The 23782-nt window shown below is 71.9% G+C and carries 1 protein-coding gene; it reads right to left on the bottom strand.

Going from position 1 to position 23782, the window contains the following annotated elements:
* Nucleotides 1-146: 146 nt before the first annotated feature.
* Complete coding sequence (locus ACLJQE_RS24440) at nucleotides 147-23762, bottom strand: type I polyketide synthase (protein ID WP_410641656.1); 23616 nt, start codon at nucleotides 23760-23762, stop codon at nucleotides 147-149.
* Nucleotides 23763-23782: the final 20 nt, after the last annotated feature.

Raw genomic sequence — 23782 nt, 5'->3', positions numbered from 1 at the left:
CACCCACAATTCCCCATAATCCGCGTCATGAACCTATTTGACGCACATCCGGGGTACAACCCCCTAAAACGCCGTGCATCCCCCTGGTGGCCGCCGAACTGGCCGGACGCTGCCGGGGTGACCGACGTCGGTCACCCCGGCAGCACTCAGCTGGACCGGCCGAGCTCATTGTCGATGAAATCAAAGATCTCATCGTCGGAAGCCGTTTCCAGGTTATCGGCCACGACTTCGGCGGCCGGGGCGCCTTCCCATTTCTGCAGGAATGCCTGCAGCCGGACCGCCACGCGAGCCCTGGTGAGGGGATCGGGCTCGGTCTCGCCGAGAGTGAACTCCAGCTTGTCCAGCTCCGTCAGCAGCGAGGTGGCCGCCGCGGCCCCGCCGTCGAGGATCTCCTGGCCGAGGAACCGCGCCGCGGCCACGGCGTTCGGGTAGTCGAACACCAGCCCGGCCGGCAACGCCACCCCCGTCGCCGCGGTCAGCCGGTTGCGCAGCTCCACCGCGGTGAGGGAGTCGAAACCGAGCTCCCGGAACGCCGCGTCCGGCTGGACGTCACCGGCGGCGAGGTGCCCCAGCACCGCGGCCGCCTGGGTGCGGACCACCTTCACCAGCTCGTCTTCGCGTTCGAGCACGGACATCCCGGTGAGCCGGCGCCGCAGGTCGTTCAGCACGCCGGTGTCCCCCTCGACGGGCGTGGCCGCGGCGCGCGACGCCTTCTCCGCTTCGGGGATGTCCCCGATCAGCCGGCTCGGCCGCAGCGCCGTGAACGACGGGGTGAACAGCGCCCAGTCGACGTCGGCGACGGTGATCGCCGGCTCCCCGCTCGCGACGGCACCGCGCAGCGCCGCGGCGAACGAGCTCGCCGGAAGCCCCGGCAGCCCGCGCCGCCGGAGCTGCTGTTCGGTGACACCGTCGAGCAGGTCGCCGCCGGCCAAGGGGCCCCAGGCGACCGCGGTCGCGGGCAGGCCACGGGCCGCCCGGTTCTGCGCCAAGCCGTCGAGGTAGGCGTTGGCCGCGGCGTAAGCCCCCTGGCCGCCGCTGCCCCAGACCCCGGCGATCGAGGAGAACAACACGAGCGCGTCGAGCGTCCCCTCCGGGAACACCGCGTCCAGGTTCGCCGCACCCGTCACCTTGGCGTGCAGCACCGCCGCCACCTCGGGTACCCCGGTGCCGGCCAGGGGGGTGCCCGAAGTGACCCCCGCGGTGTGGAACACCGCCCGCACCGGCGTGCCGTCCGCGGCCAGGCCGTCGACGAGCCCGGCCAGCGACCGCCGGTCGGTGACGTCGGCGGCGGTCACCACGGCGCGAGCGCCGAGCAGGTCGAGGACCGCCTGCTCCGGCCGCTCCCCCGGCGGGGTCATCAGGACGACCCGGTCGACGTCGGTCTCGGCGAGCCAGCGCGCCGTCCACGTACCGAACGTGGTGGTCGCGTCGGTGACCAGCGCCGTCCCGGCCGGCGTCCACTCACCCGTCCCGGCGCTCGCCGGGGCGCGGACGACCCGCGGCACGAACGAGCCGGCGGCCCGGACGGCCACCTGGTCTTCGGGGCCGGCCAGTGCCGCGCAGATCCGGCCGACCACCTGCGGCCCGAGCACCTCGGGCAGGTCGACGACCCCACCCCAGAGCTGCGGGTGCTCCAGCCCGGCCACCCGGCCGAGGCCCCACAGCTGCGCCTGCACCGGGCTGGACAGCACGTCCGCCCGGCCCACGGCCACGGCGCCCCGGGTGAGGCACCACAGCGGCACCTGGCGGGCCGAGTCGATCAGCGCCCGGATCACCGCGAACGTGCCGGCCAGCCCGGACGGCACCACCGGCTCGTCCCGCAGTGGCTCGTCCGGCAGTGGCTCCCCGGCGAGGGCCAGCAACGAGACCACCCCGGCCAGCTCCGGCTCCACGGCGAGGGCCGCGCTCACCTCGCCGGTCAGCGGGGGGTGCCCGTCGGCTCCCGGCCGGACGACCACGGGCACCACCCGGGCGCCGTGCGCGGCCAGCCCGGCCACCAGCTCGGCACCCGTGTCGTCGTCCGGGCGGACGACGAGCCACGTGCCGGACAGCGCGTCGCTGCCGGTCTCCACCGCCTGCTTCCACGCAACCCGGTACCGCAGGGAGTCCACTGTGGACCGCTCGGCGCGCTGCTGCCGCCATTCCGACAGCATCGGCAACACCGCGCTCAGCGGCTGATCGGCGGCGAGCTCGAGGTCGCCGCCGAGCCCCGACAGGTCCGACCGCTCGACCGCCTCCCAGAACCGGGCGTCGGCCGACGAGCCCGCGTCCCCGATCCCGGTCCCGCCGGGCTCGGGCGCCGCCGGCCAGAACCGCTGCCGCTGGAACGCGTAGGTCGGCAAGTCGACCCGGCGCGCGCCCGAACCCGCGTGGAACGCCGGCCAGTCGACCGCGCAGCCGCGCACGTGCAGCCGGGCCAGCGCGGAAACCACCGCGCGTGCCTCCGCGTCGTCGCGCCCCAGCACGGGGACGAAGGCCGGCTCGATCCCGCTGACGCAGTCCTGCCCCATCGCCACCAGCCGGCCACCGGGCCCGAGCTCGAGGTAGGTGGACACGTTCTGCTCGTCCAGCCGGCGGATGCCGTCCGCGAACCGCACGGCTTGCCGCACGTGCCGCACCCAGTACTCCGGGGTGCGCAGGTCGTCGCCCTCGGCGAGCCGCCCCGTCACGTTCGACACGATCGGCAGGTCCGGCACGCCGAACTCGACCGTCTTCAGCACCGCGTGGAAGTCGTCGAGCACGGCTTCCATCCGCGGCGAGTGGAAGGCGTGGCCGACCCGCAGCCGCTTGGTCCGGTGCCCGGCGGCTTCGAAGTGGCCCGCGATGTCCAGGACCGCGTCCGTGTCGCCCGAGATGACGATCGAGGCGGGCCCGTTGACGGCCGCGATCGAGACCCGGTCGTCGAGCAGCGGGGTCACCTCGGCTTCGGTCGCCTGGATCGACACCATGGTCCCGCCGGCGGGCAGGGCCTGCATCAACCGCCCGCGCTCCGCGACCACGACGGCGGCATCGGCGAGTGAGAGGATCCCCGCGACGTGCGCCGCGGTGAGTTCGCCGATCGAGTGGCCCAGCAGGTAGTCGGGCCGGACCCCCCACGACGTCACCAGCCGGAAGAGCGCGACCTCGACCGCGAACAGCCCGGCCTGGGTGAACGCCGTCCGGTCGAGCCGCTCGCCGTCGCCGAACACCACCTCGGCCAGCGGGCGGTCGAGGTGCTGGTCCAGCTCCGCGCACACCGCGTCGAAGGCGTCCGCGAACACCGGGAAGGTGGCGTACAGCTCCCGGCCCATCCCCACCCGTTGCGCACCCTGGCCCGAGAACAGGAAGGCCGTCCGGCCGCCTTGCTTCGCGAGCCCGGCGAAGGTGTTCTCCGCGGGGCTTTCACCGGCGAGCGCCTGCAGTCCGGCCAGCAGGCCGGCCCGGTCCCGGCCCACCACGGCGGCCCGGTGCGCCAGCGCGGACCGGCCCGTCGCCAGCGTGTAGGCGATGTCCGAGGGCTCCTGGTCCGGACGGCGCAGCAGGTGCGCCCGGAGGACCGCCGCCTGCTCCGCCAGCGCCTGCTTCGACTTGCCCGAAAGGACCCACGGCAGCACGACCGGCTCGGCGCGCACCGGTTCCGGCTCGTCGAACGCCGGCGCCTGCTCGAGGATGACGTGCGCGTTGGTGCCGCTGATGCCGAAGGACGAGACGCCCGCGCGGCGCGGGGCCCCGGTCTCGGGCCAGTCCTGCTGCTCGGTCAGCAGCTCGACGGCGCCGGCTGTCCAGTCCACCTGGGACGACGGCGCGTCGACGTGCAGCGTCTTGGGCAGCACGCCGTGCCGCATCGCCTGCACCATCTTGATGATCCCCGCGACCCCCGCGGCGGCCTGGGTGTGCCCGATGTTCGACTTGATCGAGCCCAGCCAGAGCGGCCGCTCCCGGCCCTGCCCGTAGGTCGCCAGCAGCGCCTGCGCCTCGATCGGGTCACCCAGCTTGGTGCCCGTGCCGTGCGCCTCCACCGCGTCGACGTCGGTGGTGCCGAGCCCCGCGTTCACCAGCGCCTGGCGGATCACGCGTTGCTGCGACGGGCCGTTCGGCGCGGTCAGGCCGTTCGACGCGCCGTCGGAGTTCACCGCGGAACCCCGCACGACGGCCAGCACCGGATGACCGTTGCGCCGCGCGTCCGACATCCGCTCCACCAGCAGCACGCCGGCGCCTTCACCCCAGCTGGTGCCGTCGGCGGACTCCGAGAACGCCTTGCAGCGCCCGTCGGCGGCGAGTCCCCGCTGCCGGCTGAACTCGACGAAGGCGCCCGGCGTCGACATCACCGTGACCCCGCCGGCCAGTGCCAGCGAGCACTCCCCGGAGCGCAGGGCCTGGATGGCCATGTGCAACGCGACCAGCGACGACGAACAGGCGGTGTCGACGGTCACCGCGGGCCCTTCCAGCCCGAAGGTGTAAGCCAGCCGTCCGGAGACGATGCTCGCGGCGTTCCCGGTGCCGACGTGGCCTTCGGCGTTGTCCGGCGAGGCGAACAGCAGCGCCGGGTAGTCCTGCCCGTTGGTCCCGGCGAACACCCCGGTCCGGCTGCCCCGGAGCGACGCCGGGTCGATCCCGGCGCGTTCGAACGCCTCCCAGGAGGCTTCGAGCAGCAGCCGCTGCTGCGGGTCCATCGCGACCGCTTCGCGCGGCGAGATCCCGAAGGGTGCCGGGTCGAACTCGGTGGCGTCGACCACGAACCCGCCCTCGGCGACGTACGACGTCCCCACGCCGTCCGGGTCGGGGTCGTAGAGCGAGGCCAGGTCCCAGCCCCGGTCGGCGGGGAAGTCCGCAATGGCGTCGCCACCGGAGACCACCAGGTCCCACAGCCGTTCGGGCGACCGCGCGCCACCGGGGAACCGGCAGCTCATCCCGACGATGACGATCGGATCATCGGCACCGCCGTCGGCCACCACCGAGGGGCCGGCGGCCGGGTCGTCGCCACCGAACATCTCGGCCACCAGGTGCTCGGCCAGTGCGGCCGGGGCCGGGTAGTCGAAGACCAAAGTGGACGGCAGCCGGAGCCCGGTCGCCGCGGCCAGCCTGCCCCGGAGCTCGACGGCGGTGAGCGAGTCGAACCCGAGTTCCTGGAAGGCGGTCGAAGGACTCAGCGAGCCGGTGCCCGGGTGCCGCAGCACGGTCGCCGTCTCGGCCATGATCAGCTCGACGAGCACCCGGTTGCGCTCGGCGGCGTTCGCGCCGGCGAGCTTGGTCCCGAGCGTCGAGGTGACCGCGTCGTCCGCGGTGGCCTCGGCGGCCGCCTGCTTGACCTCGGGCAGGGTGCTGAGCAGCGGGCTGGGCCGCATGGCCGTGAAGGCCGGGGTGAACCGGTCCCAGCCGACGTCGGCGATCGTGATCGTGCCGTCGTCGCCGGCGAGTGCCTGCTGCAGCGCGGCGATCGCCTGCTGCGGCGAAAGCGCGCGCACCCCACGGCGGCGGAGCTCGGCTTCGGTTTCCCCCTCGGCCATGCCGCCGTCCGCCCACGGTCCCCAGGCCACCGACGTCGCCGGCAATCCGCGGCCACGACGTTGCTCGGCGAAGGCGTCCAGGTAGGCGTTCGCCGCGGCGTAGGCGCCCTGGCCGCCCGCGCCCCAGGTCGCGGCGATCGAGGAGAACACCACGAACGCGTCGACGGCCGTGTCCGCGAGCGCGTTCTCGAGGTTCACCGCGCCCAGCACCTTCGCCGCCGCGACCTGCTCGATCTCCGCGGCGTCCAGTGCGGTGACCGGGCACGCCCGCCCGGCACCGGCGGTGTGGAACACGGCGGTCACGTCGCGGCCGGCGACCAGCGCGGCGACCGCGGCCGGATCGGTGACGTCGCACCCGACCAGGCTGACCTGCGCGCCGGCCGCTGCCAGCTCGGCGGCCAGCTCTTCCGCTCCCGGCGCATCGGCGCCGCGACGGCTGGTGAGCACCAGGTCCCGAGCACCGGCGCTCACTGCCCAGCGGGCGACGTGTGCACCGAGCGCGCCGGTGCCGCCGGTGATCAGGACGGTGCCCCGCGGCACCCAGCGGTGGGCCGTCGCCTCGGCGGGGGCGTGGCTCAGCCGGCGGGCGAAGATTCCGCTGCCGCGGATCGCGACCTGGTCGTCCGCGCCGCCGAGCACCGACACCAGCCGGGCACCGACGCGGGCATCCACCGTGGCGGGCAGGTCGATCAGCCCACCCCAGGCCCGCGGGTGTTCCAGGGCGGCCACCCGGCCCAGACCCCACACCTGTGCCTGGCCGGGATCGGCCGCCGCGTCCGCGCGGCCGGTGCAGACGGCACCCCGGGTCACGCACCACAACGGCGCCGGGACCTGGAGCTCGTCCAGACGTCGCACCAGCCGGACCGTCTGCTCCACGGAAGTCACCAGCGACACCACGCCCGCCGGGGCGTCACCACGCCGGTCGAGGTCCTGTTCGATCCCGTCGACCGTGGTGGTCACCACCTCGGTGCCGGCCGCTCGCAGCACGTCGGCCAGCGAATCGGCCGGGTCGTCGGTCACGACCAGCCACCACCCGGAAGGAGCCGGGGCGGCGGGCGTGACCGGTGCCCAGGTGACCCGGTACCGCCACCCGTCGACCAAGGCGTTTTCGCGTCGCCCGCGTCGCCACGAGGACAGCATCGGCAGCACTGTGCTGACGGCGTCGAGGTCACCCGAACCCAGCGTTTGCGCCAGTGCCTGGGGATCCTCCCGCTCGACCAGCTCCCAGAAGACGTCGTCCACCCGGTCAGGTGCGACGGAGGGTGCGGCCGCCTCCGGCCAGAACCGCTCGTGCTGGAAGGCGTAGGTGGGCAGTTCCACGCGGGCCCCGCCGGCCACGAACGGCGTCCAGTTCACGTCGCCGCCGCGCACATACAGCTGTGCCAGGGCGGTGATCAGGGTCTGGGTCTCCTCACGGTCCTTGCGCAGCACCGGCAGGAACACGGCCTCGGAAGCGGTGTCGGCACCCATCGCCGACAACGAGCCGCCAGGCCCCAACTCCAGGTACGTCCGGACACCCAACTCGTTCAGGGTGCTCACCGCGTCACCGAACCGGACGGTGCGACGAACCTGCTCGACCCAGTACTCCGGTTCGGAGAGTTCGGCGAGCTGCCCGGTCACCGTCGACACGATCGGCGTCGACGGCTCCCCGAACTCGACTGTCTCCAGCACCCGACGGAACTCCTCGAGCATCGGATCCATCAACACCGAGTGGAACGCATGACTGACCCGCAGCATGGTTGCCTTTACCCCAGCCGCAGCGAACTGAGCCACCACAGCCTCGACCTCGGCCTGCGCCCCGGAGACCACCACCGACGTAGGCCCATTGACCGCCGCGACCTCGATGCCCGTCGCGGCCACCTCAGACTCCGTGGCCCGAATTGAAGCCATCGCCCCGCCCGAAGGCAGAGCCTGCATCAACCGACCGCGCGCCGTTACGACCCGAGCCGCATCCGCCAATGACCACACACCAGCAACATGAGCCGCAGCCAACTCACCGATGGAGTGCCCCGCGAGGTAATCCGCGCTGACACCCCACGAGGACACCAGCCGGTACAGCGCGACCTCAACCGCGAACAACCCGGCCTGCGTGTACACCGTCTGATCAAGCGACTCACCGTCACCGAACACGACATCCCGCACACCGCGGTCGAGATGCTGATCCAGTTCCGCACAGACCTCGTCGAAGGCGTCGGCGAACACCGGGAACGTCTCGTACAGCTCCCGGCCCATCCCGGCCCGCTGGGAACCCTGACCGGAGAACAACACCCCGAGCCCACCGGGCGTCACGGAACCAGCGGCGATCTCGTCGCCGTCCAGCAGAACTGCCCGGTGATCGAACACCGACCGTCCCGTCAGCAGCGAATACCCGACATCCACCGGCGACTGGGCATCGACGAAGGACCGCAGCCGCTCAACTTGCGCCACCAACGCGGCCTCGCTCCGGGCGGACACCACCCACGGCACCACCGGCGAAACCACTGCGGGGGGCGCGGTTTGCGTCATCGGCGGCGCCTGCTCCAAGATCACGTGCGCATTGGTGCCACTGATCCCGAACGACGACACCCCAGCCCGCCGCGGCCGCCCAGTCTCCGGCCACTCCCGCTGCTCGGTCAGCAACTCCACCGCACCAGCCGACCAGTCCACATGAGACGAAGGCGCATCAACGTGCAACGTCCGCGGCAACACACCGTGCCGCATCGCCTGCACCATCTTGATGATCCCGGCCACACCGGCAGCAGCCTGCGTGTGCCCGATGTTCGACTTGATCGAGCCGAGCCACAGCGGCCGGTCCCGCTCCTGGCCGTAGGTCGCCAGCAGCGCCTGAGCCTCAATGGGGTCACCGAGAGTGGTCCCGGTGCCGTGCGCCTCAACCGCGTCGACCTCATCGGCCGACAGCCGGGCGCTCGCCAGCGCCTGCCGGATGACCCGCTGCTGCGAGGGGCCGTTCGGCGCGGTCAGGCCGTTGGACGCGCCGTCCTGGTTGACCGCCGACCCACGCACCACCGCCAAAACCGGGTGCCCGAGCCGTTGCGCGTCGGACAGCCGCTCGACCAGCAGCATCCCGACACCTTCACCCCAGCCGGCGCCGTCGGCCGCGTCCGCGAACGACTTGCACCGGCCGTCGGCCGCCAGGCCCCGCTGCCGGCTGAACTCGATGAAGCTGCCCGGCGTGGCCATCACCGTGACGCCGCCGGCCAGCGCCATCGTGCACTCGCCGGCTCGCAGCGCCTGCACGGCCAGGTGCAGCGCCACCAGCGACGACGAGCACGCCGTGTCCACGGTGAGCGCGGGCCCTTCCAGACCCAGCACGTACGCGACACGTCCCGACACCACGCTGCCGGCGACACCCGTCGTCAGATAACCCGCGACATCCTCGAAGACGCTGCCCAGCTCGGAAATGTAGTCGTGGTACATGAGTCCCGCGAAAACACCCGTGGCCGTGCCGTGGAGGCCGGCCGGGTTGATGCCCGCCGACTCGATCGCTTCCCATGAAGCCTCCAGCAGCAGGCGCTGCTGCGGGTCCATCGCCAGCGCCTCACGCGGCGAGATCCCGAAGAACGCGGGATCGAACTCGGCGGCGTTGTGCAGGAACCCGCCCTCGGTCGTGTACGAGGTACCCGGGTTGTCGGGGTCGGGATCGTAGAGCCGTTCGACGTCCCAGCCACGGTCGGCGGGGAAGCCGGAGATCCCGTCCCCGCCCGAGTGCACCAGGTCCCAGAGCTGATCCGGGGTATCGACCCCGCCGGGGTAACGGCAGCTCATCCCGACGATCGCGATCGGCTCGTCCACCACCGACGACACCACCGCCGCGACCGCGGCGGACGTACTGGGCGCGAGTTCCTCGATCAGGAACTCGGCCAGAACATGCGGAGTCGGGTAGTCGAACACCAACGTCGCCGGCAACCGCAACCCCGTCACCGTGCCCAGACGATTCCGCAGCTCAACCGCAGTCAAGGAGTCAAACCCCAGCTCCGTGAACGGACGCGTCAACCCCACCGACTCCGGCGAAGCATGCCCCAACACCAACGCCACCTGCACACGAACCAAATCCGTCGCCCAAGCAGTCCGCTCCTCCACCGACAGGCCACGCACCCGAGCCAGAAGAGTGGCATCAGCCTGCGCAGCCCGCCGCACCGGCGCACGAACCAACCCACGCAGCACCGGAATGACCTCTTCGGTAGCGGCACGTTCCCGCCAGCGAGACACATCCAGCCCCATCGGAACCACCAACGCCTGCCCCGAACCGAGCGCGCGATCGAACAGCTCGGCCCCGGCAGCCGCACTCAACGGCGGGAACCCCGCCGACACCATCCGCGACAGCTCACTACCGGAACCCGTCCCGGCGAGCATCCCCACCTCGGCCCACGGCCCCCACGCCAGCGACAATCCCGGCAACCCCAGACCCCGCCGGTACTGGACCAAACCGTCCAGGAACGCATTCGCCGCCGCGTAGTTGCCCTGACCCGCCGACCCCAGAATCCCCGCCGCCGACGAACAGACCACGAACATCGACAGCTCCAGATGCTGGGTCAGCTCGTGCAGATACCACGCCGCATCCGCCTTCGGAGCCCACACCCTCCGCATCCGCTCCGGCGTCAACGAGGTAATCACACCGTCGTCCAGAACACCCGCCGTGTGCACGACACCGGTCAACGGATACTCCGCGCCGATACCGTCGATCACCGCAGCCAACGCCGCTCGATCGGTGACATCACAAGCCACCGCCTCAACGACGGCCCCGGCCTCGGCCATCTCCTCGACCAGCGAACCCGCACCCGCACCACCCCGGCGGGACGCCCACACCACACGCCGTACACCGTGCCGAGTCACCAAGTGCCGCACCAAGACACTGCCGACACCGCCACCACCGGTCACCAAGACCGTCCCCGACAGATCAATATCGGTGTCGACTGCGGGAACCCGGGTCAACCGAGGAATCCAGGCCTGGCCCTCACGCACCGCGACCTGCGGCTCACCACCAACGAACGCCTCCACCGAAGCAGTGTCGGTGTCGATCAGCACGATCCGCCCCGGATTCTCCGACTGCGCCGCCCGAACCAAACCCCACACCGACGCACCCGCCAGGTCGGACACACCCCGGCCATCACCAACGTCGACCGCACCCCGGGTCAGCACCACCAAGACTTCCTCGGCCGAGCTGGACCGCAGCCACCGCTGCAACTCGCCCAGCACCCACACCGCACACTCGCCCACGGCGTCGGCGGTGTCCAAGACCGTGTGCACCACCGCGCCGGTCGAGGCAGGCCCCGGGCTCCAGGTCACGCTGAACAGGTCATCGTGACGGCCGAGCACCGAGGTCTGCGCCGGAGCCGTAGGTTCCCTCAACGCCAAGGACTCGATCCGGGCGACCGGCACACCCGTGGTGTCACTCAGCAGCAACCGTGTCCCACCGGTGGTGGCGGTCAGGTGCACCCGCAGCACGGTCGCGCCGACCGCCGACAACGACACCCCCGACCACACGAACGGCAACCCGCCACTCACCCCAGGCACGAACGCGATCGCGTGCAGCGCAGCGTCCAAAAGCGCCGGGTGGATCCCGAACCCGTCATCACGAGCGTCCTCGGGCAACACGACCTCGGCGAACACCTCTTCGCCGTCACGCCACACCGACCGCACACCCCGGAACACCGGCCCATAACCCAGACCGGCGGACGCCAGATCGTCGTACAACGTCGAGACGTCCACCACCTCGGCACCCGACGGCGGCCACTGCTCCGCTCCGCCGGTCTCGGTGAAGGCCGAGGTGGTCAGGGTGGCGGTGGCGTGCTCGACCCACGGTGTGTCGTCGTGGCCGGCGGGACGGGAGTACACCGTCGCCTCGCGGTGACCGTCGGGCTCAGCCGGTCCGGTGACCACCTGCAACGCCACGGCCACCCCCGGCTCCAGCCGCAACGGCGCCCGCAGGGTCAGCTCGTCGATCACCGGGGTGTCCACCCGCTCGCCGGCGTGCAGCACCAGCTCCACGAAGGCGGCACCGGGCAGCAACACCGCACCCGAGACCACGTGATCGGCCAGCCACGGGTGACTTTCCAGGGAGATCTCCCCGGTGCACACTTCGGTGCCGTCCCCGGCGAGGGTCATCGCCGCCGACAACATCGGGTGCTCCACCGCGCGCAGCCCCGGGGACGACACGCCACCCCGATGGCCGGACACCAGCCAGAACCGCTCGTGCTGGAACGCGTACGTCGGCAGCGCAACGCGCCGACCGGTGTGGAGACCGGCCCAGTCCACGCTGACGCCCTTGGTGTGGGCGTGCGCGAGCGCGGTCATGAACTGGGTGGCCTCGTCGTGGTCACGCCGTAGCGTGCCCAGTGCGGTCGCGTCACTCGAGACCGCGTGGAAGGTGTCGTTCAACGCCAGCGTCAGCACCGGGTGCGGGCTGATCTCCACGAACACGGTGTGTCCCTGGCTCAGCAACGCCTGGGTGGCGTCGTGGAAGAGGACCGGGTTGCGCAGGTTGCGGTACCAGTACCCGGCGTCCAGCTCGGTGGTGTCGAGCAGCGCCCCGGTGAGCGTGGAGTAGAACGGCACCGACCCGGCCTGCGGGCTGATCCCCGCCAGCGCGGCGTCGAGCTCCTGCGCCAGTTCCTCCACCTGGACGGAGTGCGACGCGTAGTCCACGGCGATCCGCCTGGCGCGCACGCCCTCCGACTCGCACCAGGCCAGCACCTCTTCGACGCCGGCCGGGTCGGCGGAGACGACCACCGACGCGGGACCGTTGATCGCGGCGACCGCGACCCGACCGTCCCACCGCGGGATCCGGTCGGCAGGCAAGGTCACCGACACCATGCCCCCGCCACCGGCCAGCGCCCGCAACGCCAACGACCGCAACGCCACGACCTTCGCGCCGTCCTCCAGCGACAACGCACCCGCCACACACGCGGCGGCGATCTCACCCTGGGAGTGCCCCACCACCGCACCGGGCTGCACACCACACGCCTGCCACAACCGCGCCAACGAGACCATCACGGCCCACAACACCGGCTGCACCACATCAACCCGCGCCAACATCTCCGAATCAGCGAGCACCTCGGTCAGAGACCACGGCACCCACACCGACAACGCCCGCTCACACTCGGCCATCGCACCCGCGAACACCGCGGAAGACTCCACCAGCCCGGTCGCCATCCCGATCCACTGCGCACCCTGACCCGGGAACACGAACACCGGCCGCACCGACTGCGGCGCAGTCCCCCGCACCACACCCGGCACCGCCCGGTCGTCACGGATCGCCTCCAGCCCAGCGCGAACCCCGTCCCGATCCCCGGCAACGATCGCCGCCCGGAATTCGAACCGCGAACGGCCGGTCGCCAGCGAGTACGCCACATCGTGGAGATCCGCACTGTCCACGTAGGACAAGAGCTTCTCGGCCTGCCCGGCGAGGGCCGCCTCGGTCTTGCCCGAGAGCACCCACGGCACGACCGGAGAAACCTCCGCGGCAGTCGGGGTTTCCGCCACCGCCGGCGCCTGTTCCAGGATGACGTGGGCGTTGGTGCCACTGATCCCGAACGAGGACACGCTCGCCCGGCGCGGCTGCCCGGTCTCGGGCCACTCCCGCTGCTCGGTGAGCAGCTCGACCGCCCCGGCCGACCAGTCCACTTGGGACGTCGGCGCGTCGACGTGCAACGTCCGCGGCAGCACACCGTGCCGCATGGCCTGCACCATCTTGATCACACCGGCCACCCCGGCAGCCGCCTGGGTGTGCCCGATGTTGGACTTGATCGACCCCAGCCACAGCGGACGGTCACCGTCCCGGTCCTGGCCGTAGGTCGCCAGCAGCGCCTGCGCCTCGATCGGGTCACCCAGGCGGGTCCCGGTGCCGTGCGCCTCGACCACGTCGACCTGACCGGGCGACAGCTGCGCGTTGGCGAGGGCCTGGTGAATGACCCGCTGCTGCGAGGGCCCGTTCGGTGCCGTCAGGCCGTTGGACGCACCGTCCTGGTTGATCGCCGAACCCCGCACCACCGCCAGAATCGGGTGCCCGAGCCGCTGAGCGTCGGACAGTCGCTCCACCAGCAGCATCCCGACACCTTCGGACCAACCGGTGCCATCCGCAGCCTCGGCGAACGACTTACTGCGACCATCACCGGCCAAACCCCGCTGACGACTGAACTCCGCAAACGTCCCCGGCGTAGCCATCACCGTCACGCCGCCGGCCAAGGCCATCGTCGCCTCACCCTGACGCAACGCCTGAACCGCCCAATGCAACGCCACCAACGACGACGAACACGCCGTATCCACCGTCACCGCCGGACCTTCCAACCCCAGCGCATACGCCACCCGACCCGAAAGGACACTGCCGGAGTTCCCGACGCCCAGGAACGCCTCCACACCCTCAGGCACCGACACCAGCGACGTCGCATAATCGTGGTACATCAACCCGGCGAACACACCAGTCCGGCTACCCCGCAACGTCCCCGGATCGATACCGGCGGATTCGATCGCCTCCCACGCCGTCTCGAGCAACAACCGCTGCTGCGGATCCATCGCCAGCGCCTCACGCGGCGAGATCCCGAAGAACCCGGGATCAAAATCCCCGGCCTGGTAAAGGAACCCACCCTCCAGCGTCACCGAACGACCCTCACCGTCACCATCGGTGCGGTAGAGACCCTCCACGTCCCAGCCACGATCGGTCGGGAAACCGGAGATCCCGTCCCCGCCGGTGCGGACCAGGTCCCAGAGCTGGTCGGGGTTGCTCACGCCGCCGGGGTACCGGCAGCTCATCCCGACGATCGCCACCGGCTCGTCCACCACCGACACCGAGACCGACGCCGGTGTGACCACCGCGGCGGACGGCGCCAGCTCCTCGATCAGGAACTCGGCCAAGGCGTGCGGGGTCGGGTAGTCGAACACCAACGTCGCCGGCAACCGCAGTCCGGTCACCGTGCCCAGGCGATTGCGCAGCTCCACCGCGGTCAAGGAGTCGAAACCCAGCTCGGTGAACGGACGCGTCAATCCGACGGACTCCGGCGAAGCATGCCCCAGCACCAACGCCACCTGCGCACGAACCAGCTCCGTCGCCCAGGCGGTCCGTTCCTCCGCCGACAGGTTCCGCACCCGGGCCAGCAGAGTGGCATCAGCCTGCGCGGCCCGCCGCGCGGGTGCGCGGACGAGCCCACGCAGCAGCGGCGGGACGTCTTCGACGGCAGCCCGTTCCCGCCAGCGGGGGACGTCGAGGCCCATCGGCACCACCAACGCCTGCCCCGAAACCAAGGCCCGATCGAACAGCTCCGCACCCGCCGCCGCACCAAGCGGCGGAAGCCCCGCGGCGGCCATCCGTGCCAGATCATCTCCGTCGGCGTCGGCGAGCATGCCGACTTCGGCCCACGGCCCCCACGCCAGGGAGAGACCCGGCAGCCCGAGGCCACGGCGGTACTGGATCAGGCCGTCGACGAACGCGTTCGCCGTCGCGTAGTTGCCCTGCCCCGCCGATCCCAGAATCCCCGCAGCCGAGGAGCACACCGCGAACAGCGACAGCTCAAGGTCCTGGGTCAGCTCGTGCAGGTACCACGCCGCATCCGCCTTCGGAGCCAGCACGGTCCGCATCCGCTCCGGCGTCAACGACGTAATCACACCGTCGTCCAGCACGCCCGCGGTGTGCACGACACCGGTCAACGGATACTCCGAGCCGATACCGTCGATCACCCCAGCCAACGCGGCCCGGTCGGTGACATCACAAGCCACCGCCTCAACAACGGCCCCGAACTCGGCCATCTCCGACACCAGCGAACCCACACCCGCACCGTCAGCACCCCGGCGAGAAGCCCACACCACACGACGCACCCCACGACGGGTCACCAAGTGCCGCACCAGCACCCCACCGACACCACCGCCACCGGTCACCAGCACGGTCCCGGACAGCTCGACATCGGCCTCGGTCACGGGCACCCGGGCCAGGCGAGGGATCCAAGCCTGGCCCTCACGCACCGCGACCTGCGGCTCACCACCGACGAACGCCTCCACCGAAGCGGTGTCGGTGTCGATCAGCACGATCCGCCCCGGGTTCTCCGACTGCGCCGCCCGGATCAAGCCCCACACCGACGCACCGGGCAGGTCCGACACACTCCGGCCGTCACCGATGTCGACCGCACCTCGCGTCACCACCACGAGAACTTCTTCGGGCGGGCTGGACTGCAGCCACCGCTGCAGCTCACCCAGCACCCACACCGCGCACTCCCCCGCGGCGTCGGCGGTGTCCAGAACCGTGTGCACCACCTCACCAGTCGCGGCGGACGTCTGGCTCCAGGTCACGGCGAACAAGTCATCATGACGGCCGAGCACCGACGCCTGCGCCGGAGCGGCAGGCTCCCGCAACACCAAGGACTCGACCTGCGCGACCGGCGCACCGGCAGCGTCGCTCAGCAGGAGCCGCGTCCCGCCACCGGTGGGCGTGAGGTGCACCCGCAGCACGGTCGCGCCGACCGCGGACAACGACACCCCTGACCACACGAACGGCAGCCCCCCGTTCACCCCGGGCACAAACCTGATCGCGTGCAGCGCGGCGTCGAGCAGCGCCGGGTGGATCCCGAACCCGTCATCACGAGCGTCCTCGGGCAACACGACCTCGGCGAACACGTTCTCACCGGCACGCCACACCGACCGCACACCCCGGAACACCGGCCCATAACCCAGACCGGTGGACACCAGATCGTCGTACAACGTCGAGACGTCCACCACCTCGGCACCCGACGGCGGCCACTCCGCCAACCCGCCACCACCAGCGACGCTCGCGGCGGTGAGGGTGGCGGTGGCGTGTTCGGTCCACGGCAGGTCGTCGTGGCCCGCGGGACGCGAATACACCGTCACCTCGCGGCGCCGGTCGGAATCGGCGGGACCGGTGACGACCTGCAGCGCCACGACCACGCCGGGCTCCAGCTGCAACGGCGCCTGCAGGGTCAGCTCGTCGATCACCGGGGTGTCGACCCGTTCGCCGGCGTGCAGCACCAGCTCCACGAACGCGGTGCCGGGCAGCAGCGCCACGCCGGAGACCACGTGCTCGGCCAGCCAGGGGTGGCTTTCCAGAGAGATTTCCCCGGTGCACACCTCGGTGCCGTCCCCGGCGACGGTCATCACCGCCGACAGCATCGGGTGCTCCATCGCCCGCAGCCCCGACGACGACACGCCGCCCTGGTAACCGGGCAGCAGCCAGAACCGTTCGCGCTGGAACGCATACGTCGGCAACTCGACGCGCGCGCCGCCGACCACGAACGGCGCCCAATCCACCGCGGCGCCCCGCACATACGCCCCCGCCAGCGCGGTGACTAGCGTCCGGACCTCATCGCGGTCCTTACGCAGTACCGGCAAGAACACGGCATCGGAAGCGGTGTCAGCACCCATCGCCGACAGCGAGCCGCCCGGGCCCAGCTCCAGATACGTCCGAACACCCAACTCGTTCAGAGTGCTCACGGCATCACCGAACCGGACCGTCCGACGAACCTGCTCAACCCAATACTCCGGCTCGGCGAGTTCGGCGAGCTGCCCGGTCACCGTCGACACAATCGGCAGAGTCGGCTCCGCGAACTCCACCGTCTCCAGCACCTGCTGGAACTCCTCGAGCATCGGATCCATCAACGCCGAGTGGAATGCGTGACTGACCCGCAACATCGTCGTCTTCACCCCGGCCGCGGCGAACCGCGCCACCACCGACTCCACCGCGGCCTGCGCCCCGGAGACCACCACCGACGTAGGCCCATTGACCGCCGCGATCTCAACACCCGCGGCCACAACCTCGGCTTCGGCTGCCTGGATCGAGGCCATTGCCCCGCCGGCAGGCAAGGCCTGCATCAACCGACCCCGCGCCGCCACCACCCGAGCCGCATCCGCCAACGACCACACACCAGCCACATGAGCCGCAGCCAACTCACCAATCGAATGCCCAGCCAAATACTCCGGCCGCACACCCCACGAAGACACCAACCGGTACAAGGCAACTTCCACCGCGAACAACCCGGCCTGCGTGTACACCGTCTGATCCAGCAACTCACCGTCACCGAACACCACATCCCGCACACCACGGTCGAGATGCCGATCCAGCTCCGCGCACACCGCGTCGAAAGCATCGGCGAACACCGGGAACGTCTCGTAGAGTTCCCGGCCCATCCCCACCCGCTGAGAACCCTGACCCGAGAACAACACCCCGACCCCACCGGGAACCACCGAACCAGACGCGATCTCGGTGTCTCCCACCAGAACCGCCCGGTGGTCGAACACCGCGCGACCGGTCGTCAGCGAATACCCGACATCCACCGGCGACAGCTCCGGACGGGACGCTACGAAGGACCGCAGCCGCTCGACCTGCGCGCCCAGGGCTTCCTCACCGCGGGCGGACACCACCCACGGCACCACCGGCGAAACCTCCGCGGCACGCGGAGCTTCTTCCACCGCCGGCGCCTGCTCCAGGATCACGTGCGCGTTCGTGCCACTCACCCCGAACGACGACACCCCGGCCCGCCGCAGGGCCCCGGTCTCCGGCCACTCCCGCTGCTCGGTCAGCAACTCCACGGCACCGGCCGACCAGTCCACCTGTGACGAAGGCGCGTCCACGTGCAACGTCCGCGGCAGCACGCCGTGGCGCATCGCCTGCACCATCTTGATCACACCAGCCACACCCGCCGCAGCCTGCGTGTGACCGATGTTCGACTTCAACGACCCCAACCACAACGGACGCTCCCGGCCCTGGCCGTAGGTGGCGAGCAGCGCCTGCGCCTCGATCGGGTCACCCAGCGTCGTCCCGGTGCCGTGCGCCTCGACCGCGTCGACCTCGTCAGCGGACAACCGCGCACTGGCCAGCGCCGCCCGGATCACCCGCTGCTGCGAAGGACCATTCGGCGCCGTCAAGCCGTTCGACGCGCCGTCCTGGTTCACCGCCGAACCCCGCACCACGGCCAAAACCGGATGTCCCAGCCGCCGAGCATCGGAAAGCCGCTCGACGAGCAACATCCCGACGCCCTCGGACCAGCCGGTGCCGTCCGCGGCCTCGGCGAAGGACTTGCACCGGCCGTCCGCCGCCAGCCCACGCTGACGGCTGAACTCCACGAACGGCGCCGGGGTGATCATCAGGGCGACGCCGCCGGCCAGCGCCATCGTGCACTCGCCCCCGCGCAGGGCCTGCACGGCGAGGTGCAACGCCACGAGCGACGAGGAACACGCGGTGTCCACGGTGACCGCCGGGCCCTCCACCCCGAAGGTGTACGCGATCCGTCCGGAAAGGACACTCGCCGCGGTGCCGGTCAGCAGGTACCCCTCGACACCTTCCGCGGCCGGCCCGGCTCCCGTGCCGTAACCGGAGTTCGAGGCGCCCGCGAAGACGCCGACCGGCTTCCCGCGCACCGTCGCCGGGTCGATCCCGGCGGACTCGAAGGCCTCCCACGCGGTCTCCAGCAGCAGGCGCTGCTGCGGGTCCATCGCCAGCGCCTCACGCGGGGAGATCCCGAAGAACTCCGCGTCGAAATCGCCGCCCTCGTAGAGGAAACCGCCCTCCCGGGCGTAGGACGTGCCCTGGCTCGCCGGGTCGGGATCGTACAGGCGGCCGAGGTCCCAGCCACGATCGTCCGGGAACCCGGAGATCCCGTCGCTCCCGGTGACCGCCAGCTGCCAGAGCTCGTCCGGAGTCGTCACGCCGCCGGGGTAGCGGCAGCTGATCCCGACGATGGCGATCGGCTCGTCGTCGGCCTCGGGCCGCGGGGCCGCCACGACGGTGTCCGGCCGGACGCCGGAGAGTTCGCCGTCCAGGAACGCGGCGAGCGCCGACGGCGTCGGGTGGTCGAAGACGATGGTGGTCGGCAGGCTCACGCCGGTTTCGCCGGCCAGCAGGTTCCGCAGCTCGACCGCGGTCAGGGAGTCGAAACCGAGGTCGCGGAACGCCCGGTGCGGCTGCACCGCGGCGGGCGAGCTGTGGCCCAGCACGGCCGCGGCGTGCGTGCGCACCACCTCGACGAGGACGGCGGCACGTTCGGCGGCCGGCAGGTCCGCCGTCCGGGTGCGGAGCGCGTTCGCAGTGTCCGGGGCCGTCGTCGCGTCCGCGAGGGCGCGCCGCACCTCCTCCAGCTCGCCGATCAGCGGACGCGGGTGGGACGCGGTGAAGACGGGAGCGAACCGGCTCCAGTCCACGTCCGCGACCGTGACCGCCGAGTCGCCGAGGTCGAGGGCGCGGGCCAGCGCCGCGAGCGCGAGCTCCGGCGCCATCGTCCCGATGCCGCGCCGGGTCAGCTGCTCCCCTTCGTCACCGCCGGCCATGCCGCCGCCGGCCCAGGCGCCCCAGGCGATCGCGGTTCCGGCCAGGCCCGCGGCCCGGCGCTGCTGCACCAAGCCGTCCAGGAACGCGTTCGCGGCCGAGTAGGCGCCCTGCCCGCCGCTGCCCCAGACGCCGGCGATCGACGAAAAGACCACGAAGGCGTCGAGCTCGTCGTCGCGGAGCAGTTCGTGCAGGTTCGACGCGCCCGCGACCTTGGCCGACATCTCGCCGGCGAGGGTCGCGACGTCCGTCTCCCGCAGCAGGGCCAGGCTCGCCACGCCGGCCGCGTGCACGACGGCCCGGACCGGGTTCCCCGCGGTCCGGGCGGCTTCGACCAGGCTCGCGACCGAGTCGCGGTCGGAGACGTCGCAGGAGACGACCGTCGCCTCGGCGCCGAGCGCGGCCAGTTCGGCGACCAGCTCGGCCGCGCCGGGGGCGGCCAAGCCGGCCCGGCTGGTCAGGATCAGCCGCTCGGCGCCCCGCCCCACCAGCCACCGGGCGACGTGCGCGCCCAGCGCCCCGGTGCCGCCGGTCACCAGCACGGCGCCTCGCGGGGTCCACGGCCGGCCGGCGGGTTCGCCGCGGCGCGCGGCGCGCGCGAGCCGACGCAGGAACGCACCCGAGGGGCGGAGGGCGACCTGGTCCTCGGCGCCGTCGGCGAGAATGCCGCAGAGCCGGTCGGCGGCCCGCTGGTCGAGGACCTCGGGCAGGTCGAGCAGCCCGCCCCAGCGCTGGGGGAACTCGAGTCCGACGACCCGGCCCAGGCCCCAGGCCGCCGCCTGCGCGGGGCTGACCCGCCGATCGGAGCGGCCGGTCGAGACGGCGCCGCGGGTGGCCAGCCACAGCGGGGCGTCCAGTCGCAGGTCGTCGAGCGCCTGGACGAGGGTGACGGTGCCGGCCGTCCCGGCCGTCAGGACGGGGTGTTCGCCGTGCGGGGTTTCGTCGAGGGCGAGCAGGGAGAGCACCCCGTCGAACTCGGCACCGGTTTCCCGCAGCCGGGCCGCGAGATCGTCGCGGGTCGCCGTGGCCGCGTCGATCTCGGCCGGCACGAGGACGGCCCCCCGCGCGGTCAGGGCGGCCAGGGTGCCGGTCACGAGGTCGTGGCCGGCGAGCGCCCGCGGCACGAGCACCAGCCAGGTGCCGGTGAGCGCCTCGCTCGTCGCCCGGCGGTCGGGGGTCCAGGTGATCTCGTAGCGCCAGCTGTCCACGATCGACTGGTGCCGGCTCTGCCGCCGCCACGCCGAAAGTGCCGGCAGCGCCGCGGTCAGTGGTTCGAGGTCGCCCGACGGCATCGAGTTCGCCAGCAGGCTCAGGTCTTCGCGCTCCACGGCGTCCCAGAAGCCGCTGTCGGCAAGCCGGGTCTCGTTCGCGGCGGAGTCTTCCGGGACGGCGAGCCCGCCCGGCCAGTACCGCTCGTGCTGGAAGGCGTAGGTGGGCAGCTCGACCCGGGTCCCGCCGGCCACGAACCGGGCCCAGTCCACGTCGCCACCGCGCACGTACGCCCCCGCCAGGGCGGTGAGCAGGCTCCGGGTCTCCTCGCGGTCCTTGCGCAGGGCGGGCAGGAACGCCGCGTCCGGGGCGGTGTCGGCCCCCATCGCCGACAGCGTGCCGCCGGGCCCCAGCTCCAGGTAGGTCTCGACACCCAGCTCGGCCAGCGTGCTCACCGCGTCACCGAACCGGACGGTCCGGCGCACCTGCTCGACCCAGTAGCCCGGCTCGGCGAGTTCGGCGAGCTGCCCGGTCACGGTCGACACGACCGGGATCGACGGATCTCCGAACTCCACGCCCTCGAGGACCTGCCGGAACTCCGCCAGCATCGGGTCCATCAACGCCGAGTGGAACGCGTGACTGACCCGCAACATCGTCGTCTTCACGCCTGCTTCGGCGAAGCGCGCGACTACGGCCTCCACCTCGGCCTGCGGCCCGGAGACCACCACCGACCTCGGCCCGTTGACCGCCGCGACCTCGACACCCGTCGCAGCGACCTCGGCCTCGGAAGCCTGGATCGACGCCATCACCCCACCGGCAGGCAGCGCCTGCATCAACCGGCCCCGCGCGGCCACGACCCGGGCCGCGTCCGCCAGCGACCACACACCGGCGACGTGCGCCGCGGCCAGCTCACCGATGGAATGCCCGGCCAGGTACTCCGGTGCCACACCCCACGAAGTCACCAGCCGGTAGAGCGCGACCTCGATCGCGAACAACCCGGCCTGGGTGTACACGGTCTGGTCGAGCAGCTCAGCATCGCCGAACACGACGTCCCGCACCCCACGGTCGAGGTGCTGATCCAGCTCCGCGCACACCGCATCGAAGGCCTCGGCGAAGGCGGGGAACGTCTCGTACAGCTCCCGGCCCATCCCCACCCGCTGGGAACCCTGGCCGGAGAACAACACACCGAGCCCACCGGGCACCACGGATCCCGACGCGAGCTGCGCGTCACCGAGCAGGACGGCCCGGTGGTCGAGGGCCGCCCGGCCCGTGGCGAGCGAGTGCCCGACGTCCACCGGCGACAACTCCGGCCGGGCCTCGGCGAAGGACCGCAGCCGGTCGATCTGCGCGGCCAGCGCCGCTTCGGTGCGACCCGACACCACCCACGGCACGACCGGGGGAACTTCCGCCGGCCGCGGAGTTTCCGCCACCGCCGGCGCCTGCTCCAGGATCACGTGCGCGTTGGTGCCGCTCACCCCGAACGACGACACCCCGGCCCGGCGCGGCTGCCCGGTCTCCGGCCAGTCCCGCTGCTCGGTGAGCAGTTCGACCGCGCCGGCCGCCCAGTCGACGTGCGGCGACGGCTCGTCCACGTGCAGGGTCTTCGGCAGGACGCCGTGGCGCATGGCCTGCACCATCTTGATGATCCCGGCCACCCCGGCAGCGGCTTGGGGGTGCCCGATGTTCGACTTGATCGACCCGAGCCACAGTGGACGGTCCGCGGCACGGTCGTGGCCGTAGGTGTCGACGAGGGCCTGCGCCTCGATCGGGTCGCCCAGCACGGTTCCCGTGCCGTGCGCCTCGACGGCGTCCACCTGCCCGGGCAGCAGCCCGGCGTTGGCCAGCGCCTGGCGGATCACCCGCTGCTGCGACGGGCCGTTCGGCGCGGTCAGGCCGTTCGACGCACCGTCGGAGTTCACCGCCGAGCCGCGGACCACCGCCAGCACGGGGTGGCCGAGCCGCCGCGCGTCCGACAACCGCTCGACCAGCAGCACGCCGACGCCTTCGGCCCACCCGGTGCCGTCGGCGGCCGCGGCGAAGGACTTGCACCGGCCGTCGGCGGCCAGCCCGCCCTGCTTGCTGAACTCCACGAACGCGGCCGGGCTGGACATGACGGCGACGCCGCCGGCCAGCGCCATCGTGCACTCGCCCTGCCGCAGCGCCTGTGCGGCGAGGTGCAACGCCACCAGCGACGACGAACAGGCCGTGTCGACGGTCACCGCCGGCCCCTCGAGGCCGAGGGTGTAGGCGATCCGGCCGGAGATCACGCTGCTCGCGGAGCCGGTGACGAAGTAGCCCTCGACCGGCTCGCCGCTGCGCAGCAGGCTGACGTCATACCCCGAGGGCGACGCGCCGGTGAACACCCCGATCGGTTGCCCGGTCAGGGAAGACGGGTCGATCCCGGCGCGCTCGAGCGCCTCCCAGGACGCCTCGAGCAGCAGCCGCTGCTGCGGGTCCATCGCCAGCGCTTCCCGCGGCGAGATCCCGAAGAACTCCGCGTCGAACTGCGTGACGCCGGGGACGAACCCGCCCTCGTAGGTGGTCGTGGCGCTGGTGCCGGAATCGTAGATGCCGTCGATGTCCCAGCTGCGGTCGGTGGGGAAGCCCACCACACCGTCGGCGCCGGTGGCGACCAGCCGCCACAGGTCGTCCGGGCCGGCGACACCACCGGGATAACGGCAGCTCATGCCGACGATGGCGATGGGTTCTCGCGCGGAGTCGACGAGCTCGGTGTTCTCCCGGCGGAGCCGTTCCACCTCTTTGAGCGACGCCCGCAGTGCATCGAGAACCTTGTTCGACGGGGTAACCATCATCCACTCCACACTTGGCA

The organism is Amycolatopsis sp. lyj-346 (genome assembly GCF_046548975.1).
Taxonomy (GTDB): domain Bacteria; phylum Actinomycetota; class Actinomycetes; order Mycobacteriales; family Pseudonocardiaceae; genus Amycolatopsis.
Note: the sequence above shows the minus strand (reverse complement) of the source record. Positions and strands in the feature narration are given on the sequence as shown.

Excerpts from the sequence above, each read along its gene's own strand:
- ACLJQE_RS24440 (WP_410641656.1), bottom strand. The coding sequence starts at position 23,762 with ATGGTTACCCCGTCGAACAAGGTTCTCGATGCACTGCGGGCGTCGCTC.